This is a genomic window from Mycoplana ramosa, from assembly GCF_041930185.1.
In the GTDB taxonomy this organism is placed as follows: Bacteria; Pseudomonadota; Alphaproteobacteria; order Rhizobiales; family Rhizobiaceae; genus Mycoplana; species Mycoplana ramosa.
This window is the reverse complement of record NZ_JBHEEW010000002.1, coordinates 164,539-181,560: the sequence shown is the minus strand read 5'-3', so window position 1 is coordinate 181,560 and position 17,022 is coordinate 164,539. Positions and strand designations below refer to the sequence as shown.

Below are 17,022 nucleotides of genomic sequence, written 5' to 3'. Positions count from 1 at the left end.
CGGCACTTGGCCGCTTGCTCAGCCAGGCGGGTCAATCGCCTCCGTCAGCTCGCAAACCGACCGGCATCCGCGCCGTAGTAGTTGATGTAACGGCCCGAAATGCTGCCGATTGGCAGCACGATCAGCACGTCCGTCGTGCGGAAGGCGTGGTCCACGACGGCGCCATTGCCGACCATCGCGCCGAGCCGGAGATACCCCTTGATCAGCGGCGGCATGGCGGCAAGCGCCCGGCGCGCATTCACCGCCTCGCTCGGCACCAGATCCATCGTCCGATGCTGGTCGGCATGGGCGTGAACGCTCCACTCATCGCGTGCCAGCAGGTTCTGGTGCAGGAAGGAAAGCGCCAGCGCATGCTCCTCCGGCACGACACCGCCGAAGGAACCGCATCCGAACAGGACGTCGACCCGGTGCTTCAGCGCATAGGCCCAAGCCCCCTGCCAAAGCAGCTCCACGGTTCGCTTCGTCCGGTAATCTGGAAGCACGCAGGAACGGCCGAGTTCCATGAAGCGCTTTTCCGGATGGCGGGCCAGCAGCGGTTCGATGTCGAATTCGGACTGCGAGTAAAAGCCCCCCGAATTCCTGGCGACATCCTGCCGCAAGAGCCGGTATGTCCCGACGATCTGCTCCTCCGCGTCGCCCTCGATCGAGGTGTCGAGCACGAGCAGGTGATCGCAGACCATGTCCCATGCGTCGATGTCGCGCCCGCGGCGCATCGCGTCGGGGGCAACCTGCGCGTTCAGTTCCTCGACAAAGACGCGATAGCGCACCGCCTGCGCCGCATCGATTTCGGCATTCGTCCGTGCAAGCCTCGTTTCCAGATTGCCGATGCGGCCCGAGCACGTCGGTCGTCTTGTGGACCGGAACCCGGCATGTCGACGGGACGGTCTCGGCCATCACCTGTGGATCTGCAAATTCGACACTCATCGGCGACTTCCTGCTCAAGATTTCCTGTCTCTCTTTAAGCACGAATCTGCAACAGGACCGTGACATCGGACCGCCTGTAGATAGCCCCCTGGTGTTCAGCAGACAAGAAGACTGGCGGAGCGGAAAAGACGGTCAGCGACCTTTTTCCGTCACTCCGGTCAGGCGGGAGACCTCGGCGAGCAAAGCCTTTGGTTCGGCCGGCTTGACCAGCACCGCAGCCGCGCCGCAGGCGATCAAATCGTCGTAGAGGCCTCGGCGCCCCTCGGCCGTCAGAATGATCACCGGAACAGGCGCCTCCTCGCCGGTCAGGCGGCGCACCACCTCGGGTCCATCGCCACCAGGCATGTTCAGGTCGGAAATGATCAGGTCCGGCCGGCCCGCCGGGTCGCCGACAGCGGAAAGCAGCGACGGGAATGTGTCGACGACGCTCACCTGGTATCCCGCCTTTGTCAGCATCGAGCGCACAAGCATGGCATTGACGGGATCGTCTTCGGCCAGAAGGATCCGCGCCGCCTTGCTTGGTCGTGACGCCGCTTCAGCCATCGGCGGCGACAGCGTTGGCCGGTTGTCGTTGATCGCGTCGCGAACCTCGATGCCCTTCATGCGGCCGCGCAACACCTCGACCAGCGATCGCTCGCGCAAGGGGCGGATGAGCCAGGCGTCGTATCCCCCGCCGTTGTTCAGCGCCCGTCCGGTTCGTTCCTCGGGGTTGACGAGATAGGTGCGGCGGATGTGCTGGGCGTTGAACGCGGCGAGGCCGGACAGTTCGCGCCGGTACTCTGCGGACAGCCGGTTGTCCACGATGATGTCCGTCAGCGAAGCGGCCTGTCCCTGCGCGAATTCCAGTGCGTCGGGGGTTGTTGCCCTATGCGTGCAGGTGCCACCGAGGGTTTCGATCGTGCGCTGCAAGGCGCGCGCCGCCGGGCCATCGGGCGCGTAGAGAAATACCGACGATCCCCGCAGCGGGCCCGCTTTTCCACCGACGGCCGCGAGTGTGAGCGCGGCCGGCATTCGGATGGTGAACGTGGAGCCGTGTCCAGGTCGGCTTTCCAGCGTGAGCGCGCCGCCAGCCTCGCTTAGAATGCGGGCGGAGATGGCAAGGCCGAGCCCGGTTCCGCCACGGCGCTGGGCTGCGGCTCCGGCCTGCTCGAATGCCTCGAAGACGCGCATCTGCTCTTCGGCCGTCATGCCCGGGCCGGTATCGGTCACCTTGACGACGATGTGGTCGGGCTCGATCGTCGTCTCCAGATAGACCCCGCCGCTCACTGTGAATTTCACCGCATTGCCGATCACGTTGTAGAGCACTTGCCGCAGCCGCGATCCGTCGAACGCCATCACGGCCGGCACGTCGGCCGAGACGAAGGAGCCGATCTCGATGCCTTTCTCATGCGCTCGCGGCGACAGCATCTCGACGACGCCCTCGATCAATGGGCGCACAGGATCCTCGCTCGGGCGCAACTGAAACCGTCCCGCCTCGATCGTGGAGAAGTCGAGCAGGTCGTCGACCAGTTGGACAAGTGCGTGGCCGGACTGGCGGATTCCGGCAAGGTAGTTCTTCTGCTCCGCCGTCAGCCGCGTCTGCCCGATCAGGTGCGACATGCCCAGGATGCCCGACAGCGGCGTGCGGATTTCGTGGCTGACGGTCGCCAGCAGCCGGGACTTCGCCTCGCTTTCATCCTCCGCCTTGCTGAGGGCGAGTTCCCGCAGTTGCTCGGCCCTGCGTTCCTCGGTGACGTCGCGGGCGATGCTGTGGATCACCAGTTCGCCCGTCGCCGGATCGCGAATGGTCACGTCATGCCATGCATAGATCCGCGTACCGCCCGGTGCGGCAATGTTTACGTCGTAGTGTTGCGGGAGCGCTTGCGTGTGGATGTCGAGGCCGATCTGGGTACAGGTGAGGCCAGTCAGGTCAGGGATACCGACAAGATCGCTGAGGACCGCGTTGGCGCGCACAATCCGTCCGTCCAGCGAGCGCACCAGCACAATGTCGCGCAAGATGTCATGGATGGCTGCGGAGGCCGCCGACGTCTCGCTCTGCTCCCAGGTGCGGTCGTCGTGACGCTCGACCTGACGCTTCAACTGCCGTTCGGCAATCACGCCGCTGCGAAAGAGCAGCAGCGCCCCCGCGAGGCCGGCCACACCTAGGCTGAGCGCCGCGACGTGAAATCCCTGCAGGAAGCCAGTCACCAGCATGAGGCAGGTTGACAGCAGGATGAGGGCGCCGACAACACCGCTGAGCATGGCATGGTCTGAAGGAGATGCCTGGCCTGCTGCACGCGAGGCCATGTTCGAGGAGGAACGCGCAGCGGTCTCCACCCCGCCATCGCGTGGTGGCTGCCTTGCGTCACTCAGCTCGGTTGCGAATTCCGCCTTGAGCCGGTCTTGAAGTTTCGCCGGTTCGCTCATGCGGGCCGGGATACCACGCCAAGCGTTCAGATCCGCTTCAGCAAACCGATCGGATTTTAACGATCCGCATTGTGGCGACGCGCACGCGACTGCAGGACTTCGTCGAGCAGGATGATGCCCGCACCGATGGTGATGAAGCTGTCGGCAAGGTTGAACACGGCGAACGACCAGGTCGCGGTGTGGAACAGCACGTAATCGATCACATAGCCGAACAGGATACGGTCGACGAGATTGCCGAGCGCGCCGGCGATGATCAGCGCGTAACCCGCATGGGCCAGCCCCCGCTCCTTGGGCGTCTGCCGCCACAGCCAGGTGACGAAGGCGACGACGACAAGCCTCAGGCCGACGATGAACCAGTCCTCCATGCCCGACAGCATCGAAAACGCGACGCCGAAATTGTAGGTTCGGTACAGGGCCAGCATCGGCAGCACATGCACCGGCTGCTCCATTGGCAGCCACGCTTCCACGGCCATCTTGATGAACTGGTCGACGAGGACGGCTATGACGATGAACGAGACGACCGGGACCGGTCGGGAGAAGAACGGGGCGCGCTCGGTCATTTCGGCTCGTCCAGAGACAGGATGTGGCGACGCGCCTCGAACAGCATGACGCCGGTGGCAATCGCCAGGTTCAGGGAATCGGCGCGGCCTGCCTGGGGTATGCGCGCCAGCGCATCGGCCTCGTGCGCCAGCTCCTCGGGAATCCCGGCCTGTTCGTTGCCCATCAAGAGCACGACCGGCTGTTTCCTGTAATCGATCGTGCGGTAGTCGACCGCACCGGCAAGGTGGGTGGCGACCAGCTTGACGCCCGTTTCCTTCTTCCAGCGCAGAAAGTCAGAAACCGAGGTTTTGGCGACCGGCATGGCAAACACCGACCCCATGGTCGCGCGAACCGTCTCCAGCGAGAACGGATCGGTGGTTTCGCCGACAAGGATCACGCCCGACGCGCCTGCCGCGTCCGCCGTGCGGAAGATCGTGCCCAGATTCCCCGGGTCGCGCACCCGGTCGAGCGCCACATAGGTCTCGCCCACCTTCGGGCGGAAGTCCTTCAGGGAGCTATAGCGCTGCTCGAACACGCCGATCACCATCTGCGGGTTGTCGCGCCGGGTGATCGTCGACATCACCTTCTCGCTGACTTCCAGCACCAGGCCGCCCTTGGCAAAAGTCTTCGCCGCGACCTGCTCGACCTGCGGCTTGCCCTTGGCCGCCTTGGCGTAGACCAGCGTGCGGATCGTCCAGCCGAGCTCGAGGGCGTCGATCACGAGCTTCAGCCCTTCGGCGATGAAGGATCTCGTCTCGTCGCGCGCCTTCTTCTGCGCCAGCGCCTTGATGTCCTTGACGATCGGGTTCGCGAGGCTCGTGACCTCCTTCACCTGCCCCACGCGGTGGGGGCCATGATCGCGGTGGTGATGTTCGCTCATGCGGAAGTCCAACGGCTGAAGAGGGAGGTCGAAAGGGCGCGGCCGGTCGTCCTGCCGTCGGTTCCGCCCTCGCGGATGACAAGTTCGCCGGACTCCACCAGGCCGCCACGGCCGCGCATCGTTTCACGCATCAGTTCGTGGATCGAGTAGAAGCTGGCCCGGATCGAATAGGCGGTCAGCACGAGGGCTGCATCGTCCGGCGCGAGGATCTCGCGGCAGACGTCGAGCATGAGCGGCAGGCTGTCGAACAGCTGCCAAACCTCGCCGTTCGGGCCGCGTCCGAATTTCGGGGGATCGGCGAGAATGATGTCATAGCGGCTGCCGCGACGCTCCTCGCGCAGGATGAACTTCATCGCATCCTCGCAGATCCAGCGGATCGGCAGGGCTTCACCGCGACCGAGCGCCTGGTTTTCGCGCGCCCAGCCGATCGCCTTCTTCGAGGCGTCGACGTGGGTCACCTCTGCGCCGGCCCGGGCGGCGACGAGCGATGCGACACCGGTATAGCCGAACAGGTTCAGAACCTTCAGCGGTCGGCCGGCCGCCTCGATCCGCGCCTTCATCCAGCTCCAGTGCGCCAGTTGCTCCGGAAAGACCCCGACATGGCGGAAGGCGGTGAAGCGGCCATGGAAATCGGTGTCGAGCAGACGCATCGGCCAGGTCTCCCCGAGGGCATCCCCCGAAAAGCGCCAACGGCCCATGCCGTCCTCGTCGGTGTCGCCGGTGAACACCGCATCCGCTTTCTCCCACACGGACGCCGGCAGGCTGCGCGGCCAGAGCGCCTGTGCTTCCGGGCGCACGATCCGATAGGGGCCGTATTGCTCCAGCTTCTCGCCGGCGCCGCTGTCGATGAGGCGGTAGTCGTCGGTCCCGGCCGTCTCGAGGATCACCGGGACCCGTTCCGCAGGTTTGTCGCCGGTTCGGACGATCAGCTTGCGCTGCGGTTCGGGGACCTGCGATGCAGCGGCACGGGAGACCCTTTCAGGCACCGTCTTGGCGGCGGCTGCGCCAACATCCTTCCGCCTTGACGGTTCGCCGCGTGAACCGCCTGCGTGCTTGGCAACTGCCCCGGCCTGCGGCTTGGCGTCCCCGTTGCGTATCGGCGAGCCCTGGCGCACGCGTTCGCCAGATCGCGCGGCACCCGTCACGGCGGGGCCCTTCTTCTGCCGGCGGTTCTTGTCCTTCACGTCGCGGTCCGTTTTCGTTTGATGGATAGCGGACGCTGGTCCGCAAGAAAGCCAGACCAAATAGCACCCCGGCTTCGCTTGGCAAAGTCCCACTTGGCAAAGCGCTTTCCCATCTGCGATAAATCGGCGAGCACCCGGGCAAGGAGGAGGAACGTCATGGACATGTCAGGTGAAGAGCGCATCGCCGCCCCTCGTGAGGCCGTCTGGGCGGCACTGAACGATCCCGAGACCTTGCAGGCCTGTATCCCGGGCTGCCAGTCGCTGACGATGAAGTCCCCCACCGAGCTTGCGGCCACCGTCAAGGTCAAGATCGGCCCGGTTTCCGCCACATTCAACGGCGAGGTGACGCTTTCCGACCTCAACCCGCCGGAAAGCTACACGATCTCCGGCGAGGGCAAGGGGGGGATTGCCGGCTTCGCCAAGGGCGGCGCCGACGTGAGGCTCGCCGAGGACGGCAACGAGACGGTCTTGACCTACACGGTCAATGCGCAGGTCGGCGGCAAGCTCGCCCAGCTCGGCTCCCGCCTGATCGACTCGACCTCGAAGAAGCTGGCAGCCCAATTCTTTGCCGGTCTCGGCCAGAGGCTGGACGGCACTACGAACACTTGAGCAACGACCATCTCCGCACGCGGATCTGCGCCCTCTCACTGCCAGCAGGTAGGGATGGATGAGGCGCGGCGGATCTCCTTGGCCCGCTTGCGGGAGAAGATGCCGGCAGGGGAATGAAGGGCAGGGGCTGTAGCCGGTTCGCCGGAACAAGAAACCCTATTTGGGCGCAGACAGCAGCGACTGGGCTTGCAGCGTCTCGGCGCGGGCCTTGTGCCTGTCTGCCTCGGTATGCCACTTCACCGCCTCGCTCGCCTCGATCCGGGCGCGCTTGCGGTACTTATGCTGGGCGATCCAGGTCGCAGCAGCACCGAGGATCACCCCAAGGAGCAGCGCCAAAAACAGATAGACGAAAAACGGCGCCGTCATCGACAGCACCGAGTCGTCCGGCCGGAACGGATTGAGCGCCAGGCGCACGGGCTGGCGATTGGCGACCGATAGGACGATCAGCACGATGGCGATCGGCGCGAGGACGACGATATTGATGATTTTCTTGAACATGAACCGCCTCCAGCAATCGGGCTGGTTGAGGGCGCGGTGCGTAGACGTCAATCGGCGTCGTCGTCCGCGTGATTGGGATTCAGCCGCTCGCGCAGCTCCTTGCCGGTCTTGAAGAAGGGGACCCACTTCTCTTCGACGAATACCGCGTCGCCGGTCCGCGGGTTGCGCCCGGAACGCGAAGGGCGGTTCTTCACCGAGAACGCACCGAAGCCGCGAAGCTCCACCCGGTTTCCGGCGGCAAGCGCATCGGTGATCTCGTCCAGAACCGCGTTGACGATGTTTTCGACGTCACGATGATAAAGATGTGGATTGCGAGCGGCGACGATCTGTACCAATTCTGACTTGATCACGGCTGTCCCCTAAAAACGCTTGTCTTTTCAATCACGTCCAACCTGCCAAACCGAGACCAGACCGTCAAGGAACAACTTTTCGCCGCCAAGCTTTTCGAGAGCCTCCGAAGGACCGAGACCAATGCCGAGGAGTCCTTTCAACCAGCCGGTGGAATCCAGTCCGAACCCGAACAGACCGGAACGACGTGGTGGCTCGTAGTCGACCATGGGCAGACTGCGGCCGACCTTGCGCGTCTCGAGGTAGTCGCGGATCTCGTCCGTCCCGCCCAGTCGGTCAACGAGTTTCACCTGCAGCGCCTGCCGGCCGGTGTAGATGCTGCCGTCGGCCAGCCGCAAAGCCTCCTCGCGCGGGAGCTTGCGGCGCTCTGCGACAAGATCGACGAACCAGGCAAAGCTGTCATCGACCATGCGGCGTATCATCGCCTTGGCCTCCTCGCTTGCGGGATGGAACGGTGAAGGCTCGGCCTTGAGCGGGGCAGACTTGATCTCCTCGAGAGAAACGCCGAGCTTGTCCATCAACTCGCTTAACTGCGGATACTGGAAGATGACGCCGATCGAACCGGTGATCGAACTCTCTCCGGCGACGATCGTATCGCCAGCCGTGGCGATCATATAGCCCGCGGAAGCGGCGAGCGTGCGCACGTCGGAAACGACCGGCTTCTTCTCGGCCACCTTGCGCAGCGCCTTGTAGACCACCTCCCCGCCATAGGTCGTCCCGCCCGGCGAGGTGATCGATACGACCAGCGCCTTCGCCCGATCGTTCTTGGCGATCCGGTCCAACCGTTGCAGAAGTTCTTCATCGTCCTTTATGATGCCTGTGATCGAAACGTGGGCGACATGGTCCTCGATCGAGGCCGCCGGCCAGTTCCACGTCATGGCTGTGAAACCCGCAATGGCGGCGACGAGAATGGCCGCAACGCGCCAGAACGTGAGCTTGCGGCGCAACTGCCGGCGGTCGGCTATGGCAGACTGGTCCATCTCGAAAGGTTCCCGTTCGATGGTTTATTGCGACAAACGACGGTTGCGCCATTTGCCAAACGCCTCATCGATATGGCATTAGCCGGGCAAATAGCAAATCATCTGCGCCGCTTTTTCGGGCATCCATTGTTTGTTCAGGAATAATCTCCATATGGAGCCCGTCATACTGGTTCAGGACAGAAGCGGTTGAACCGGCGCTGCGCCCATGAAAATAGACCATAAAACCACGACAAAGGCACATGCTGACCACTACCGCTGACATGCAATCCGCCGAATACCGGACGGTCACGCCGACGGAAGCCTACCGTCGCGCGGCCCGGCATTCCGCGCGCGTGCGTTTGCTCAAGATTGCCTTGCCGGCGCTGGGGATCCTGATCGCTGCGATTTTCGTTGTAGTCTCTGTCATCAGCACCTATTTGCCCGAAGAACTAGCCGTCGAGAGTGCAACGATCGAAAACGGCAAGGTGGTGATGAAGAACCCGGCCATCTCGGGTCGCAACCGTGACGGCATCAGCTATTCGATGAAGGCCGACCGGGCGTTGCAGGACATGAAGAACCCGGACATCATCCAGCTCGAGAACATTCGGGCAAAGATGCCGGTCAATGAGACGCTGATTGCCCAGGTCGACGCCGTCACCGGCATCTACGACCGCGGCCGCAACATTCTCGACATGACCGCGCCGTTCACCATCCGTCTGAACACCGGCCTCGAAGCCGCCTTCCGCGACGCTCACCTCGACATCAACGGCGGCCGCATGTCGACGCAGCAGGCCGTCTCCATCCAGTCCAAGGAAGCTTCCATTGTTGCGCAGTCGCTGCGAATGACGGATAAAGGGCGGACCGTCGTCTTCGAGGGGGACGTCGTTGTCAATGTAGATCCCGCCGCCATCCGCAACAGAGAGAAGTAGGGCCACGATGTCCGCATTTTCTGAACCCGCGCAAAGACATGTCATTCTCCCGCTGCTTGCCGCCGGCTTCGTGCTGGTCGCCGCCACCGCTGGAGCGCAGGAAACGAAGAGCCAGCTGAAGGGGCTTCAGCTGTCCAACGACAAGCCGATCCAGATTCAGAGCGACAAGCTGGAAATCCAGCAGCAGTCGAACACCGCCCAGTTCACCGGCAACGTCAAGGTTGTCCAGGGCACGACGACGCTGCAGGCTGGCAGTATGGTCGTCTATTACAAGGCCGATGGCGGCGGATCGATTTCGAGCGGCGATGCCGATATCGAGAAGATCGACGTTGCCGACAAGGTCTTCCTGCAATCCGGAGTGCAGCAGGCGACGGCCGACACGGGGACGTTCAACCTCATCGACGAAGTCTTCGTGCTGAAGGGCGACAAGGTCGTGCTGTCGGAGGGCAAGAATGTCTTTGTCGGCTGCCAGCTGACGGTGCTGATGCGGACCGGCGAGGCCAAGCTCGACGCCTGCGGCGGTCGGGTCATGATCCAGCTCGACCCGAAGTCCCGCAAAACCACGAACTGACGTACGCCCGTGTCGCTTCTATCCCTTTCCCGCATGACGCGCCGTGCGAAAAAGCCTGCGCCGGAGGTCCAGCGCAGCCTTGACGCATCGCGCTACGAAGGCACGTTGATCGCCCGCAACCTGACCAAGACCTATGGGGGCAGGCGGGTGGTCAACGGCGTTTCACTCGTCGTGCGGCGGGGCGAGGCCGTCGGCCTGCTCGGTCCGAACGGCGCAGGCAAGACCACATGCTTCTACATGATCACCGGCCTTGTTCCGGTCGACGAAGGGTCGATCGAACTGAACGGCAACGACGTTACGACGATGCCGATGTATCGGCGCGCGCGGCTCGGCGTCGGCTATCTGCCGCAGGAGGCTTCGATCTTCCGCGGCCTGACGGTCGAGCAGAACATTCGCGCCGTCCTGGAGGTGCACGACAACGACAAGGCGCGCCGCGAACACAAGCTCGACAGCTTGCTGGCCGAATTCTCGATCTCGCACTTGCGCAAAGCTGCGGCGATCGCGTTATCCGGGGGCGAGCGCCGGCGACTGGAAATCGCCCGCGCACTTGCAACGGATCCGACCTTCATGCTGCTCGACGAACCCTTCGCTGGCGTCGATCCGATTTCGGTGGCCGATATCCAGGCGCTCGTTCGCCATTTGACGTCGCGCGGCATCGGCGTGTTGATTACCGATCACAACGTTCGCGAGACCCTCGGCCTGATCGACCGCGCCTACATCATTCACGCCGGCGAGGTCCTGACCCACGGTCGCGCCAACGACATCGTTGCCAATCCCGACGTGCGGCGTCTCTACCTCGGCGACAATTTCAGCCTCTGAGCGTCCGACCGCCTCGACGTCCGGATTTTTAGTCGCCCCGATCGGGGAAATTCGCCGCATCTCCTCCCGGCCGCTTGACCGGTTCCGCCAAAAAAGCAATTTTTGGGCCAGTCTGAAATCCGGATCGGCAATGAGGTTTACCATCCGGTGCTTTACGGGGTTGGCACTGCTCCACCATAGGTTCGGTGAGGACATGGCCAGGATAAGTCAACGGGTACGGCGTCCATGACGCGTCGTCAAAGACGTGCGGCGGCGTAGGGAGTTCAAGCGTCCGCATGGCACTCGCAGCCAGCCTTCTTCTGCGCCAGAGCCAGTCATTGGTCATGACGCCGCAACTGATGCAGTCGATCCAGTTGCTGCAGATGACGCATCTGGAACTGGTCCGGTTCATCGAGAGCGAGGTGGAGAAGAACCCGCTGCTTGAGTTCGTCCCCGGCGATGAAGGCGCGCGCGGCGCCGACGACGCTTTCCCGTCGGATGGCACCTACTATTCCGTCAACGAGGAACAGCCAGCTCGGGATGTCGCCGACGCGGAAGCCGGATCTTCCGGGGACCTCTATGAGGCCGCGACCGGCGGCAGCGCCGGCGCAGTCGCCGAGTCTTTCGATTCCAGTCTCGAGAACGTCTTTCCCGATGATGCCGGCCCGCGCGCGGCGGATGCGCCGGAACTTCTCGGCCAGTGGAAATCGATGCCGGGCGCGAGCCATGGCGAAGGCTATGAGCTCGATGAGTTCGTCGCGGCCCAGACGACGCTGCGGGACCATCTTGCCGCCCAGGTCCCGTTTCTGTTCACCTCGCCGGTCGATCGGCTGATCGCTGGACACCTGATCGATCAACTTGACGAGTCCGGCTATCTTCCGGCGGACCTGTCAGACACGGTGCTCAAGCTCGGCACGCCGATTGCCGATGTCGCGCGTGTGCTCGACGCTCTGCAGCAACTCGACCCGCCCGGCGTCTTCGCCCGCACCCTGTCCGAATGCCTGGCGATCCAGCTTCGCGCCCGTAACCGCCTCGATCCGGCGATGGCCGAGCTGGTCGGCAATCTCGAGCTGCTGGCGCGCCGCGATTTTGCCACGCTGAAAAAACTTTGCGGCGTCGACGAGGAAGACCTGGTCGACATGTTGGCGGAAATTCGCAAGCTCGACCCCAAGCCAGGCGCGCGTTTCCAGCCCGGAATCTGCGAATCCGTCGTCCCTGACATCGTCGTTCGCGCGGCCCCCGATGGGACCTGGCTCGTCGAATTGAATGCCGAGACGCTGCCGCGCGTGCTGGTCAACAACGACTACTATGCCTCCGTATCCCGCCGCACCAAACGGGCGAGCGAGGATCAGGCCTTCCTGAACGAATGTCTGCAGAACGCCAACTGGCTGACCCGCAGTCTGGATCAGCGGGCAAAGACGATCCTGAAGGTGGCGACCGAAATCGTGCGCCAGCAGGACGCCTTCCTTCTCAACGGCGTCGACCATTTGCGGCCGCTCAATCTGAAAGCGGTTGCCGACGCGATCAAGATGCATGAATCGACGGTCAGCCGCGTCACGTCGAACAAGTACATGCTGACGCCGCGCGGGCTGTTCGAGCTGAAATACTTCTTCACCGTCTCGATCGGTTCCACCGACGGGGGCGACAGCCATTCGGCGGAAGCGGTGCGTCAACGCATTCGCACCCTGATCGTCGCGGAAACGCCGGAGGCGGTGCTTTCCGACGACGACATCGTAGCCGTCCTGAAGAAGGGCGGCATCGACATCGCGCGGCGAACCGTGGCGAAATATCGCGAGGCGATGAACATTCCCTCCTCGGTGCAGCGCCGCAGGGAGAAGCGAGCGCTTGCCAAAGCCACCGGTTTCTGAGCGTCTGTCGCGGGTTTCGGGCGGCCGTGCCGCAAGCTTGCCGCCGAGGCGGCAGTTGACACATTCATCAGGACCAGATAGATGCCCGCCGCAATTCCGAAGGGAAGACAGACCGACTTGCCATATCCCCACTTTCCCCCGGTACCGCTGGCGAAAGGGGCGTTGCGCGCGCGAAGTGCTTGGATGACGGGTCCGGTTGGAATAGACTGTTACGCGCAAATCACAATGAGAGAGGAAACTCCATGAGTGTGCGTGTATCCGGCAAACATATGGACATCGGCGACGCGTTCCGCTTGCGCATTGAAGAACAGATCGGAGCGGCCGTAACCAAGTATTTCGATGGAGGCTATTCCAGCCACGTCATCGTGGAAAAGTCCGGTCCGCGCTTCAGTGCAGACTGCAAGGTCCATCTCGACACGGGTGCCGCCCTGCAGGCCAATGGCGAAGCGAACGATCCGATTCTTGCTTTCGACGCGGCGTCGGATCGGATCGAAAAGCGCCTTCGCCGGTACAAGCGCAAGCTCAAGGACCATCACAACGGAAACGGCCAGACCTATGCGGAAGTCGCATACACGGTCATGGATTCGGTTCCGGAGGATGCGGAAGAGCTGCCGGCGGACTACGCCCCGACCATCGTCGCGGAAAGCACCAAAAAGCTCAAGACGATGTCTGTTGCCAGCGCCGTGATGGCGCTCGACATGACGGACGAGCCGGTGCTTCTGTTTCGCAGCGTCGGTGAGGAGAATCTCAATATCGTCTATAGACGTAACGATGGAAATATTGGCTGGATAGATTCAGCCAATATCAAAGGCTAAAGTGGCAGGGGGATGCGCTCAGGGGCTGGGCGCATCCCGCCTCAATCCTTCACTGCGGCTCACGAGGACAAAAGCATGGCATTGGCAGGTTTGCTGCAGCAGAGTGCGATTATTCCAGCGCTAAAGGCCAGTTCGAAGAAGCAATTGCTTCAGGAACTGGCGATAAAGGCGGCAAAGGTCACCGGGCTTCAGGAACGCGAAATCTTCGATGTGATCCTCCAGCGCGAGCGTCTGGGGTCGACGGGAGTCGGCAACGGAATCGCCATCCCGCACGGAAAGCTGAAGGATCTCACCCAGATCACGGGCCTTTTCGCTCGCCTGGAGACCGCGGTCGATTTCGAGGCGCTGGACGACCAGCCGGTCGATCTCGTCTTCCTCCTGCTCGCCCCCGAGGGGGCAGGCGCCGACCACCTGAAGGCGCTCTCGCGCATCGCCCGCGTGCTGCGCGATCCGGCCATGGTGGCAAAACTGCGCGCCTCGGATTCGGCGACGGCGATCTACGCCTGCCTGAGCGAGGAACAAGCCAACGCGGCCTGAGCCGGTCGGATTGGCAAGCGGCAAACGAACGGATGCATCCTGACTGGGTGGTGCCTGGCATTCGTCGCCCCGCCCCCAAGTCCGCCATCCGGTCCTTTCACTTCAGCCGGTGATAGCCAGGTAGTGACGGTAGCGGCCGTAGTGGTTGACGACGTCGGCGATCACCTGGTCGAGATCGTAGCCATAGATGTCGTAGCCGCGGCTGCCGTGGGTAAGGAAGACCTCGGCGCGATAGTAGCGGTTGCGCCCACCTTCATTGCGGGCGGCGTCGATGACGACGAAGGCCGGGATCGGCTTGCTGACGGGGCGGACCTCATAGACGAAGGGCGGCACCGTCTCGCCATGGCTGATGACGAAGCGCAGGCCGTCCGCGGTCTTTTCAACGTCGGCCTCGATGTGCTCGGGTTTTTCCAGTTCGCGCGCCACGGTCTCGAATGCCTTGGCTACGGTCGAGGCGATGAACCGCTCCACCTGCGGGCGGCCGGGGTGGTCGATGATGGCGCTGATGCGCCGACGCCAGAACTTGGCCGCCTCGTGCGGCACCATCGGCGCCGCGGGCAGGCTGGCGCTGGTCGTCAGTGCCACCTCGTCGTTCAGCGCCTTCCAGATGCCGTAGCACATCAGCACCATGAGGACCGACAGAGGCAGCGCCGCAATCACGGCCGCCATTTGCACAGCCCCCAGCCCACCGGCCAATAGCAGGCCGGCGGCGACGCCGCCGCAAACGAGCGACCAGAACACCCGCAGCCACAGCACCGGCTCCTCGTCACCCTGCGAGGTGATCATGGCGATCACCAGCGCGCCGGCGTCCGAGGCGGTGACGAAATAGACCGCCACCAGCAGACCCGTCAGCCAGGCGAGGAAGGTGGACCAGGGCAGGTATTCGAAGACCGTGAACAGCGCGATCGGCATGTTCTCCGTGACGGTCCTGGAGATCTGCCCGTCCGCCACATGCATGTCGAGCCAGATGGCGACGTCGCCGAAGACGGTGAACCAGATGAAGCTGAAGCCCGCCGGCGCGAAGAGCACGCCGAGGAGGAACTGGCGGATGGTGCGTCCCCGCGAAATGCGGGCGATGAACAGCCCGACGAAGGGCGACCAGGACATCCACCAGCCCCAGTAGAACAGCGTCCAACTGCCCACCCATTCGGTCGGTTCGTAGGCATAGATGTGGAAGGTGCGCCCGACGAAGCCGTTCAGGTACAGGCCGATGTTCTCGACAAAGGCCTGCAGCAGGAAGCGCGTCGGCCCGAGCGCCAGGACCAGGAACATCAGGATGAACGAAACAATGATGATCATCTCGCTGAGGCGGCGAATGCCGTTGTCGAGGCCGGTCGCGACCGTGACCGTGGCGAGCCCGGTGACGATTGCGATCAGCACGAGCTGCGTCTCCAGGTTCTGCGCCAAACCGAAGAGATAGCTGCCCGTGGCGTTGAGCTGGGCGACGCCGAGGCCGAGCGAAGTGGCAAGGCCCGCCAGGGTGCCGACCACGGCGAAGATATCGATGACGTCGCCGAGCGGGCCGTTGATCCGGTCGCCCAGCAACGGACGGAACGCCGAGCGGATGACCAGCGGCTCATCCTTGCGGTAGCCGAAATAGGCAAGCGCCAGCCCCATGACACCGTAGATCGCCCAGGCGTGCACGCCCCAGTGGAAGAAGGTCACTTCCATTGCGTCCCGCGCCGCCTGCGCCGTGCGGGGCTCCGCATCCGGGGGGGCGCTGAAATGCATGATCGGCTCGGCGACGCCGTAGAAGACGATGCCGATGCCCATGCCCGCGCTGAACAGCATCGCCACCCAGGTGCTGTAGCTGTAGTCGGGCTCGGCTTCGTCGGGGCCGAGCTTGACCCGGCCAAGCGGGCTGATGGCAAGGAACAGCAGGAAGATGACGAAACCGCCGACGGCGAGCATGTAGAACCAGCCGAGCTCGGCGATGATCCAGTCGTTGGCGCGCTTGAAGAGGGCTGCGGCCCCATCGGGGAAAACGGAGGCGAAGAGGATGAGCCCGAGCGAGATGATGGCCGAGCCGTAGAAGGAGATGGGCGAGATCCCGTTGAGCGGCTGTTTCATACCAGGCCTCCCTGTTCCGCGGCCATTCGACGGCACGCGGTTCCGCCAGGCCCAAGGTAACCCCACAGCCGCCCCCGGAACAGTTCTTTTGTTCTGCTTGTGGGATGGACGGGCAGGCCCCTGGGGGATGCTCGGGAAACGCGTCATTCCACAACGGATTGCGCAACGGCCGGCACAAAAAAGCCCGGCGTCGAAGCGCCGGGCAATTTTTCATTTAGCTGTCAAAGGTTTTCCGGCCTCAGGCCTCTTCGGGCCTGTCGCCGCCGTTCGCGGGCGCCTTCGGGCCGCCCTTTGAGACGCCGACCATCGCCGGGCGAAGAACGCGCTCGCCGATGGTGTAGCCGTCCTGAATGACCTGGACGACGGTGCCATTAGGCACCTCGGTGTTGGGCACCTCGAACATCGCCTGATGGAAATGCGGGTCGAACTTCTCGCCGATCGGCTCCAGCTTGCGCACGCCGTGGCGCTCGAGCGCCGCCAGCATGGACCGCTCCGTCATCTCCACCCCTTCGATCAGCGCCTTCAGCCCGGTTCCGCCCGCTTCCAGCGCTTCGGCGGGGATTGCCTCCAGACCGCGACGCAGGTTGTCGGAAACGCCCAGCATGTCCCGCGCAAAGCCTGCGATGGCGTAGGACTTGGCGTCCTTGACGTCGCGCTCGGTGCGACGGCGAAGATTGTCCATGTCGGCGGCAAGGCGCAGATACTTGTCGCGCAAGTCGGTGTTTTCCGCCTGCAGCAATGCGATCGGATCGGCCTCTGCTGCCTGCGCGCCGGCGTCGTTGTTCTCGGGCGACACAGCGGCGGTCTCGGCAGAGTCATTTGCGGCTTCGGGGCCGTGTTTGCTGGTATCGTCGGTCATTGGTTTCTCCGGATTGAGAAATCGCGTGCATCGCGCAGGATTGCCACATCCCAGCCATGCACAGGTTGATCGGCCAAAGCGACCCTGCCCATCCGGCGATGCGCGGGGTTCTTTGTTACCTCCAGCCGTCCGCGCGCCTTGCAAGTTGCGCGGACGATGAGAGGGAGTTGAGGCGGATATCGAGCTTCGGATCAAAAAAATCAAGGCTTGTTCGACAAACTTGCCGA

At 63.5% G+C, this 17,022-nt stretch carries 16 protein-coding genes and 1 pseudogene; 7 read left to right on the top strand and 10 right to left on the bottom strand.

Annotated elements, in window-relative coordinates; translation table 11 throughout:
* Positions 1–44: 44 nt before the first annotated feature.
* The 5 genes and pseudogenes from olsB to JNC62_RS03375 form a co-directional block, all read right to left on the bottom strand.
* Positions 45–894 (bottom strand): annotated as a pseudogene (gene olsB / locus JNC62_RS03395) (l-ornithine N(alpha)-acyltransferase).
* A 162-nt stretch (positions 895–1,056) separates the two neighbouring features.
* Positions 1,057–3,165 (bottom strand): hybrid sensor histidine kinase/response regulator, encoded by a 2,109-nt coding sequence (locus JNC62_RS03390; protein ID WP_374835956.1) that lies wholly within the window; start codon positions 3,163–3,165, stop codon positions 1,057–1,059.
* Positions 3,166–3,386: 221 nt separating this feature from the next.
* Positions 3,387–3,890, bottom strand: coding sequence for a signal peptidase II (lspA, locus tag JNC62_RS03385; RefSeq protein ID WP_374835954.1), 504 nt, complete (start codon positions 3,888–3,890; stop codon positions 3,387–3,389).
* Entirely contained in the window at positions 3,887–4,750 is an 864-nt protein-coding gene (locus JNC62_RS03380) for a TrmH family RNA methyltransferase (RefSeq protein ID WP_374835953.1), read from the bottom strand. Before JNC62_RS03380 ends, lspA begins: the two co-directional genes overlap by 4 nt.
* Complete coding sequence (locus tag JNC62_RS03375) at positions 4,747–5,934, bottom strand: RsmD family RNA methyltransferase (protein ID WP_374835951.1); 1,188 nt, start codon at positions 5,932–5,934, stop codon at positions 4,747–4,749. The genes JNC62_RS03380 and JNC62_RS03375 overlap by 4 nt, the downstream gene beginning before the upstream one ends.
* Before the next feature lie 156 nt (positions 5,935–6,090).
* On the opposite strand from JNC62_RS03375, the gene JNC62_RS03370 reads away from it, so the two are divergent.
* Complete coding sequence (locus JNC62_RS03370; protein WP_374835950.1) at positions 6,091–6,543, top strand: SRPBCC family protein; 453 nt, start codon at positions 6,091–6,093, stop codon at positions 6,541–6,543.
* Between the two features lie 156 nt (positions 6,544–6,699).
* Here JNC62_RS03370 and JNC62_RS03365 read toward each other — a convergent pair whose 3' ends face one another.
* The 3 genes from JNC62_RS03365 to sppA are packed head-to-tail and all read right to left on the bottom strand — an operon-like array spanning position 6,700 to position 8,369.
* Positions 6,700–7,041, bottom strand: coding sequence for a DUF1049 domain-containing protein (locus JNC62_RS03365; protein WP_374835948.1), 342 nt, complete (start codon positions 7,039–7,041; stop codon positions 6,700–6,702).
* 47 nt (positions 7,042–7,088) lie between these two features.
* Entirely contained in the window at positions 7,089–7,391 is a 303-nt protein-coding gene (locus JNC62_RS03360; RefSeq protein WP_192248690.1) for an integration host factor subunit beta, read from the bottom strand.
* A 27-nt stretch (positions 7,392–7,418) separates the two neighbouring features.
* Positions 7,419–8,369, bottom strand: a complete 951-nt coding sequence (sppA, locus tag JNC62_RS03355) for a signal peptide peptidase SppA (RefSeq protein WP_374835945.1) — start codon at positions 8,367–8,369, stop codon at positions 7,419–7,421.
* Positions 8,370–8,608: 239 nt separating this feature from the next.
* Here sppA and lptC point away from each other — a divergent pair, with 239 nt between their 5' ends.
* The 6 genes from lptC (at position 8,609) to ptsN (ending at position 13,866) form a co-directional block, all read left to right on the top strand.
* On the top strand, positions 8,609–9,277 hold the full coding sequence (gene lptC / locus JNC62_RS03350) for an LPS export ABC transporter periplasmic protein LptC (protein ID WP_374835943.1): 669 nt from the start codon (positions 8,609–8,611) through the stop codon (positions 9,275–9,277).
* Positions 9,278–9,284: 7 nt separating this feature from the next.
* A complete protein-coding gene (locus tag JNC62_RS03345) occupies positions 9,285–9,848 on the top strand; it encodes an LptA/OstA family protein (RefSeq protein ID WP_374835941.1) in 564 nt (187 codons plus the stop codon).
* A 33-nt stretch (positions 9,849–9,881) separates the two neighbouring features.
* On the top strand, positions 9,882–10,667 hold the full coding sequence (gene lptB / locus JNC62_RS03340) for an LPS export ABC transporter ATP-binding protein (protein WP_374836333.1): 786 nt from the start codon (positions 9,882–9,884) through the stop codon (positions 10,665–10,667).
* Between the two features lie 275 nt (positions 10,668–10,942).
* Positions 10,943–12,514, top strand: a complete 1,572-nt coding sequence (gene rpoN / locus JNC62_RS03335; RefSeq protein WP_374835939.1) for an RNA polymerase factor sigma-54 — start codon at positions 10,943–10,945, stop codon at positions 12,512–12,514.
* A 242-nt stretch (positions 12,515–12,756) separates the two neighbouring features.
* The gene (hpf, locus tag JNC62_RS03330; protein WP_374836331.1) at positions 12,757–13,329 is read left to right on the top strand and encodes a ribosome hibernation-promoting factor, HPF/YfiA family; all 573 of its coding nucleotides are present in this window, start codon (positions 12,757–12,759) and stop codon (positions 13,327–13,329) included.
* Positions 13,330–13,404: 75 nt separating this feature from the next.
* Positions 13,405–13,866 carry a PTS IIA-like nitrogen regulatory protein PtsN gene (ptsN, locus tag JNC62_RS03325; protein ID WP_310417176.1) on the top strand — a complete coding sequence of 154 codons (462 nt, stop codon included), beginning with the start codon at positions 13,405–13,407 and terminating at the stop codon, positions 13,864–13,866.
* 102 nt (positions 13,867–13,968) lie between these two features.
* Here ptsN and JNC62_RS03320 read toward each other — a convergent pair whose 3' ends face one another.
* Both JNC62_RS03320 and grpE read right to left on the bottom strand, forming a co-directional pair.
* On the bottom strand, positions 13,969–15,936 hold the full coding sequence (locus tag JNC62_RS03320) for a BCCT family transporter (RefSeq protein ID WP_374835937.1): 1,968 nt from the start codon (positions 15,934–15,936) through the stop codon (positions 13,969–13,971).
* A gap of 238 nt (positions 15,937–16,174) precedes the next feature.
* Positions 16,175–16,795 carry a nucleotide exchange factor GrpE gene (gene grpE, locus JNC62_RS03315; protein WP_374835935.1) on the bottom strand — a complete coding sequence of 207 codons (621 nt, stop codon included), beginning with the start codon at positions 16,793–16,795 and terminating at the stop codon, positions 16,175–16,177.
* Positions 16,796–17,022: the final 227 nt, after the last annotated feature.

Bases quoted from the DNA above. Each gene is read 5' to 3' on its own strand.
- ptsN (WP_310417176.1), top strand. From the start codon at position 13,405: ATGGCATTGGCAGGTTTGCTGCAGCAGAGTGCGATTATTCCAGCGCTA.
- JNC62_RS03365 (WP_374835948.1), bottom strand. From the start codon at position 7,041: ATGTTCAAGAAAATCATCAATATCGTCGTCCTCGCGCCGATCGCCATC.
- rpoN (WP_374835939.1), top strand. From the start codon at position 10,943: ATGGCACTCGCAGCCAGCCTTCTTCTGCGCCAGAGCCAGTCATTGGTC.
- lspA (WP_374835954.1), bottom strand. From the start codon at position 3,890: ATGACCGAGCGCGCCCCGTTCTTCTCCCGACCGGTCCCGGTCGTCTCG.
- lptB (WP_374836333.1), top strand. From the start codon at position 9,882: ATGACGCGCCGTGCGAAAAAGCCTGCGCCGGAGGTCCAGCGCAGCCTT.
- sppA (WP_374835945.1), bottom strand. From the start codon at position 8,369: ATGGACCAGTCTGCCATAGCCGACCGCCGGCAGTTGCGCCGCAAGCTC.
- JNC62_RS03345 (WP_374835941.1), top strand. From the start codon at position 9,285: ATGTCCGCATTTTCTGAACCCGCGCAAAGACATGTCATTCTCCCGCTG.
- hpf (WP_374836331.1), top strand. From the start codon at position 12,757: ATGAGTGTGCGTGTATCCGGCAAACATATGGACATCGGCGACGCGTTC.
- lptC (WP_374835943.1), top strand. From the start codon at position 8,609: ATGCTGACCACTACCGCTGACATGCAATCCGCCGAATACCGGACGGTC.
- JNC62_RS03380 (WP_374835953.1), bottom strand. From the start codon at position 4,750: ATGAGCGAACATCACCACCGCGATCATGGCCCCCACCGCGTGGGGCAG.
- JNC62_RS03320 (WP_374835937.1), bottom strand. From the start codon at position 15,936: ATGAAACAGCCGCTCAACGGGATCTCGCCCATCTCCTTCTACGGCTCG.
- JNC62_RS03390 (WP_374835956.1), bottom strand. From the start codon at position 3,165: ATGCTCAGCGGTGTTGTCGGCGCCCTCATCCTGCTGTCAACCTGCCTC.
- grpE (WP_374835935.1), bottom strand. From the start codon at position 16,795: ATGACCGACGATACCAGCAAACACGGCCCCGAAGCCGCAAATGACTCT.
- JNC62_RS03370 (WP_374835950.1), top strand. From the start codon at position 6,091: ATGGACATGTCAGGTGAAGAGCGCATCGCCGCCCCTCGTGAGGCCGTC.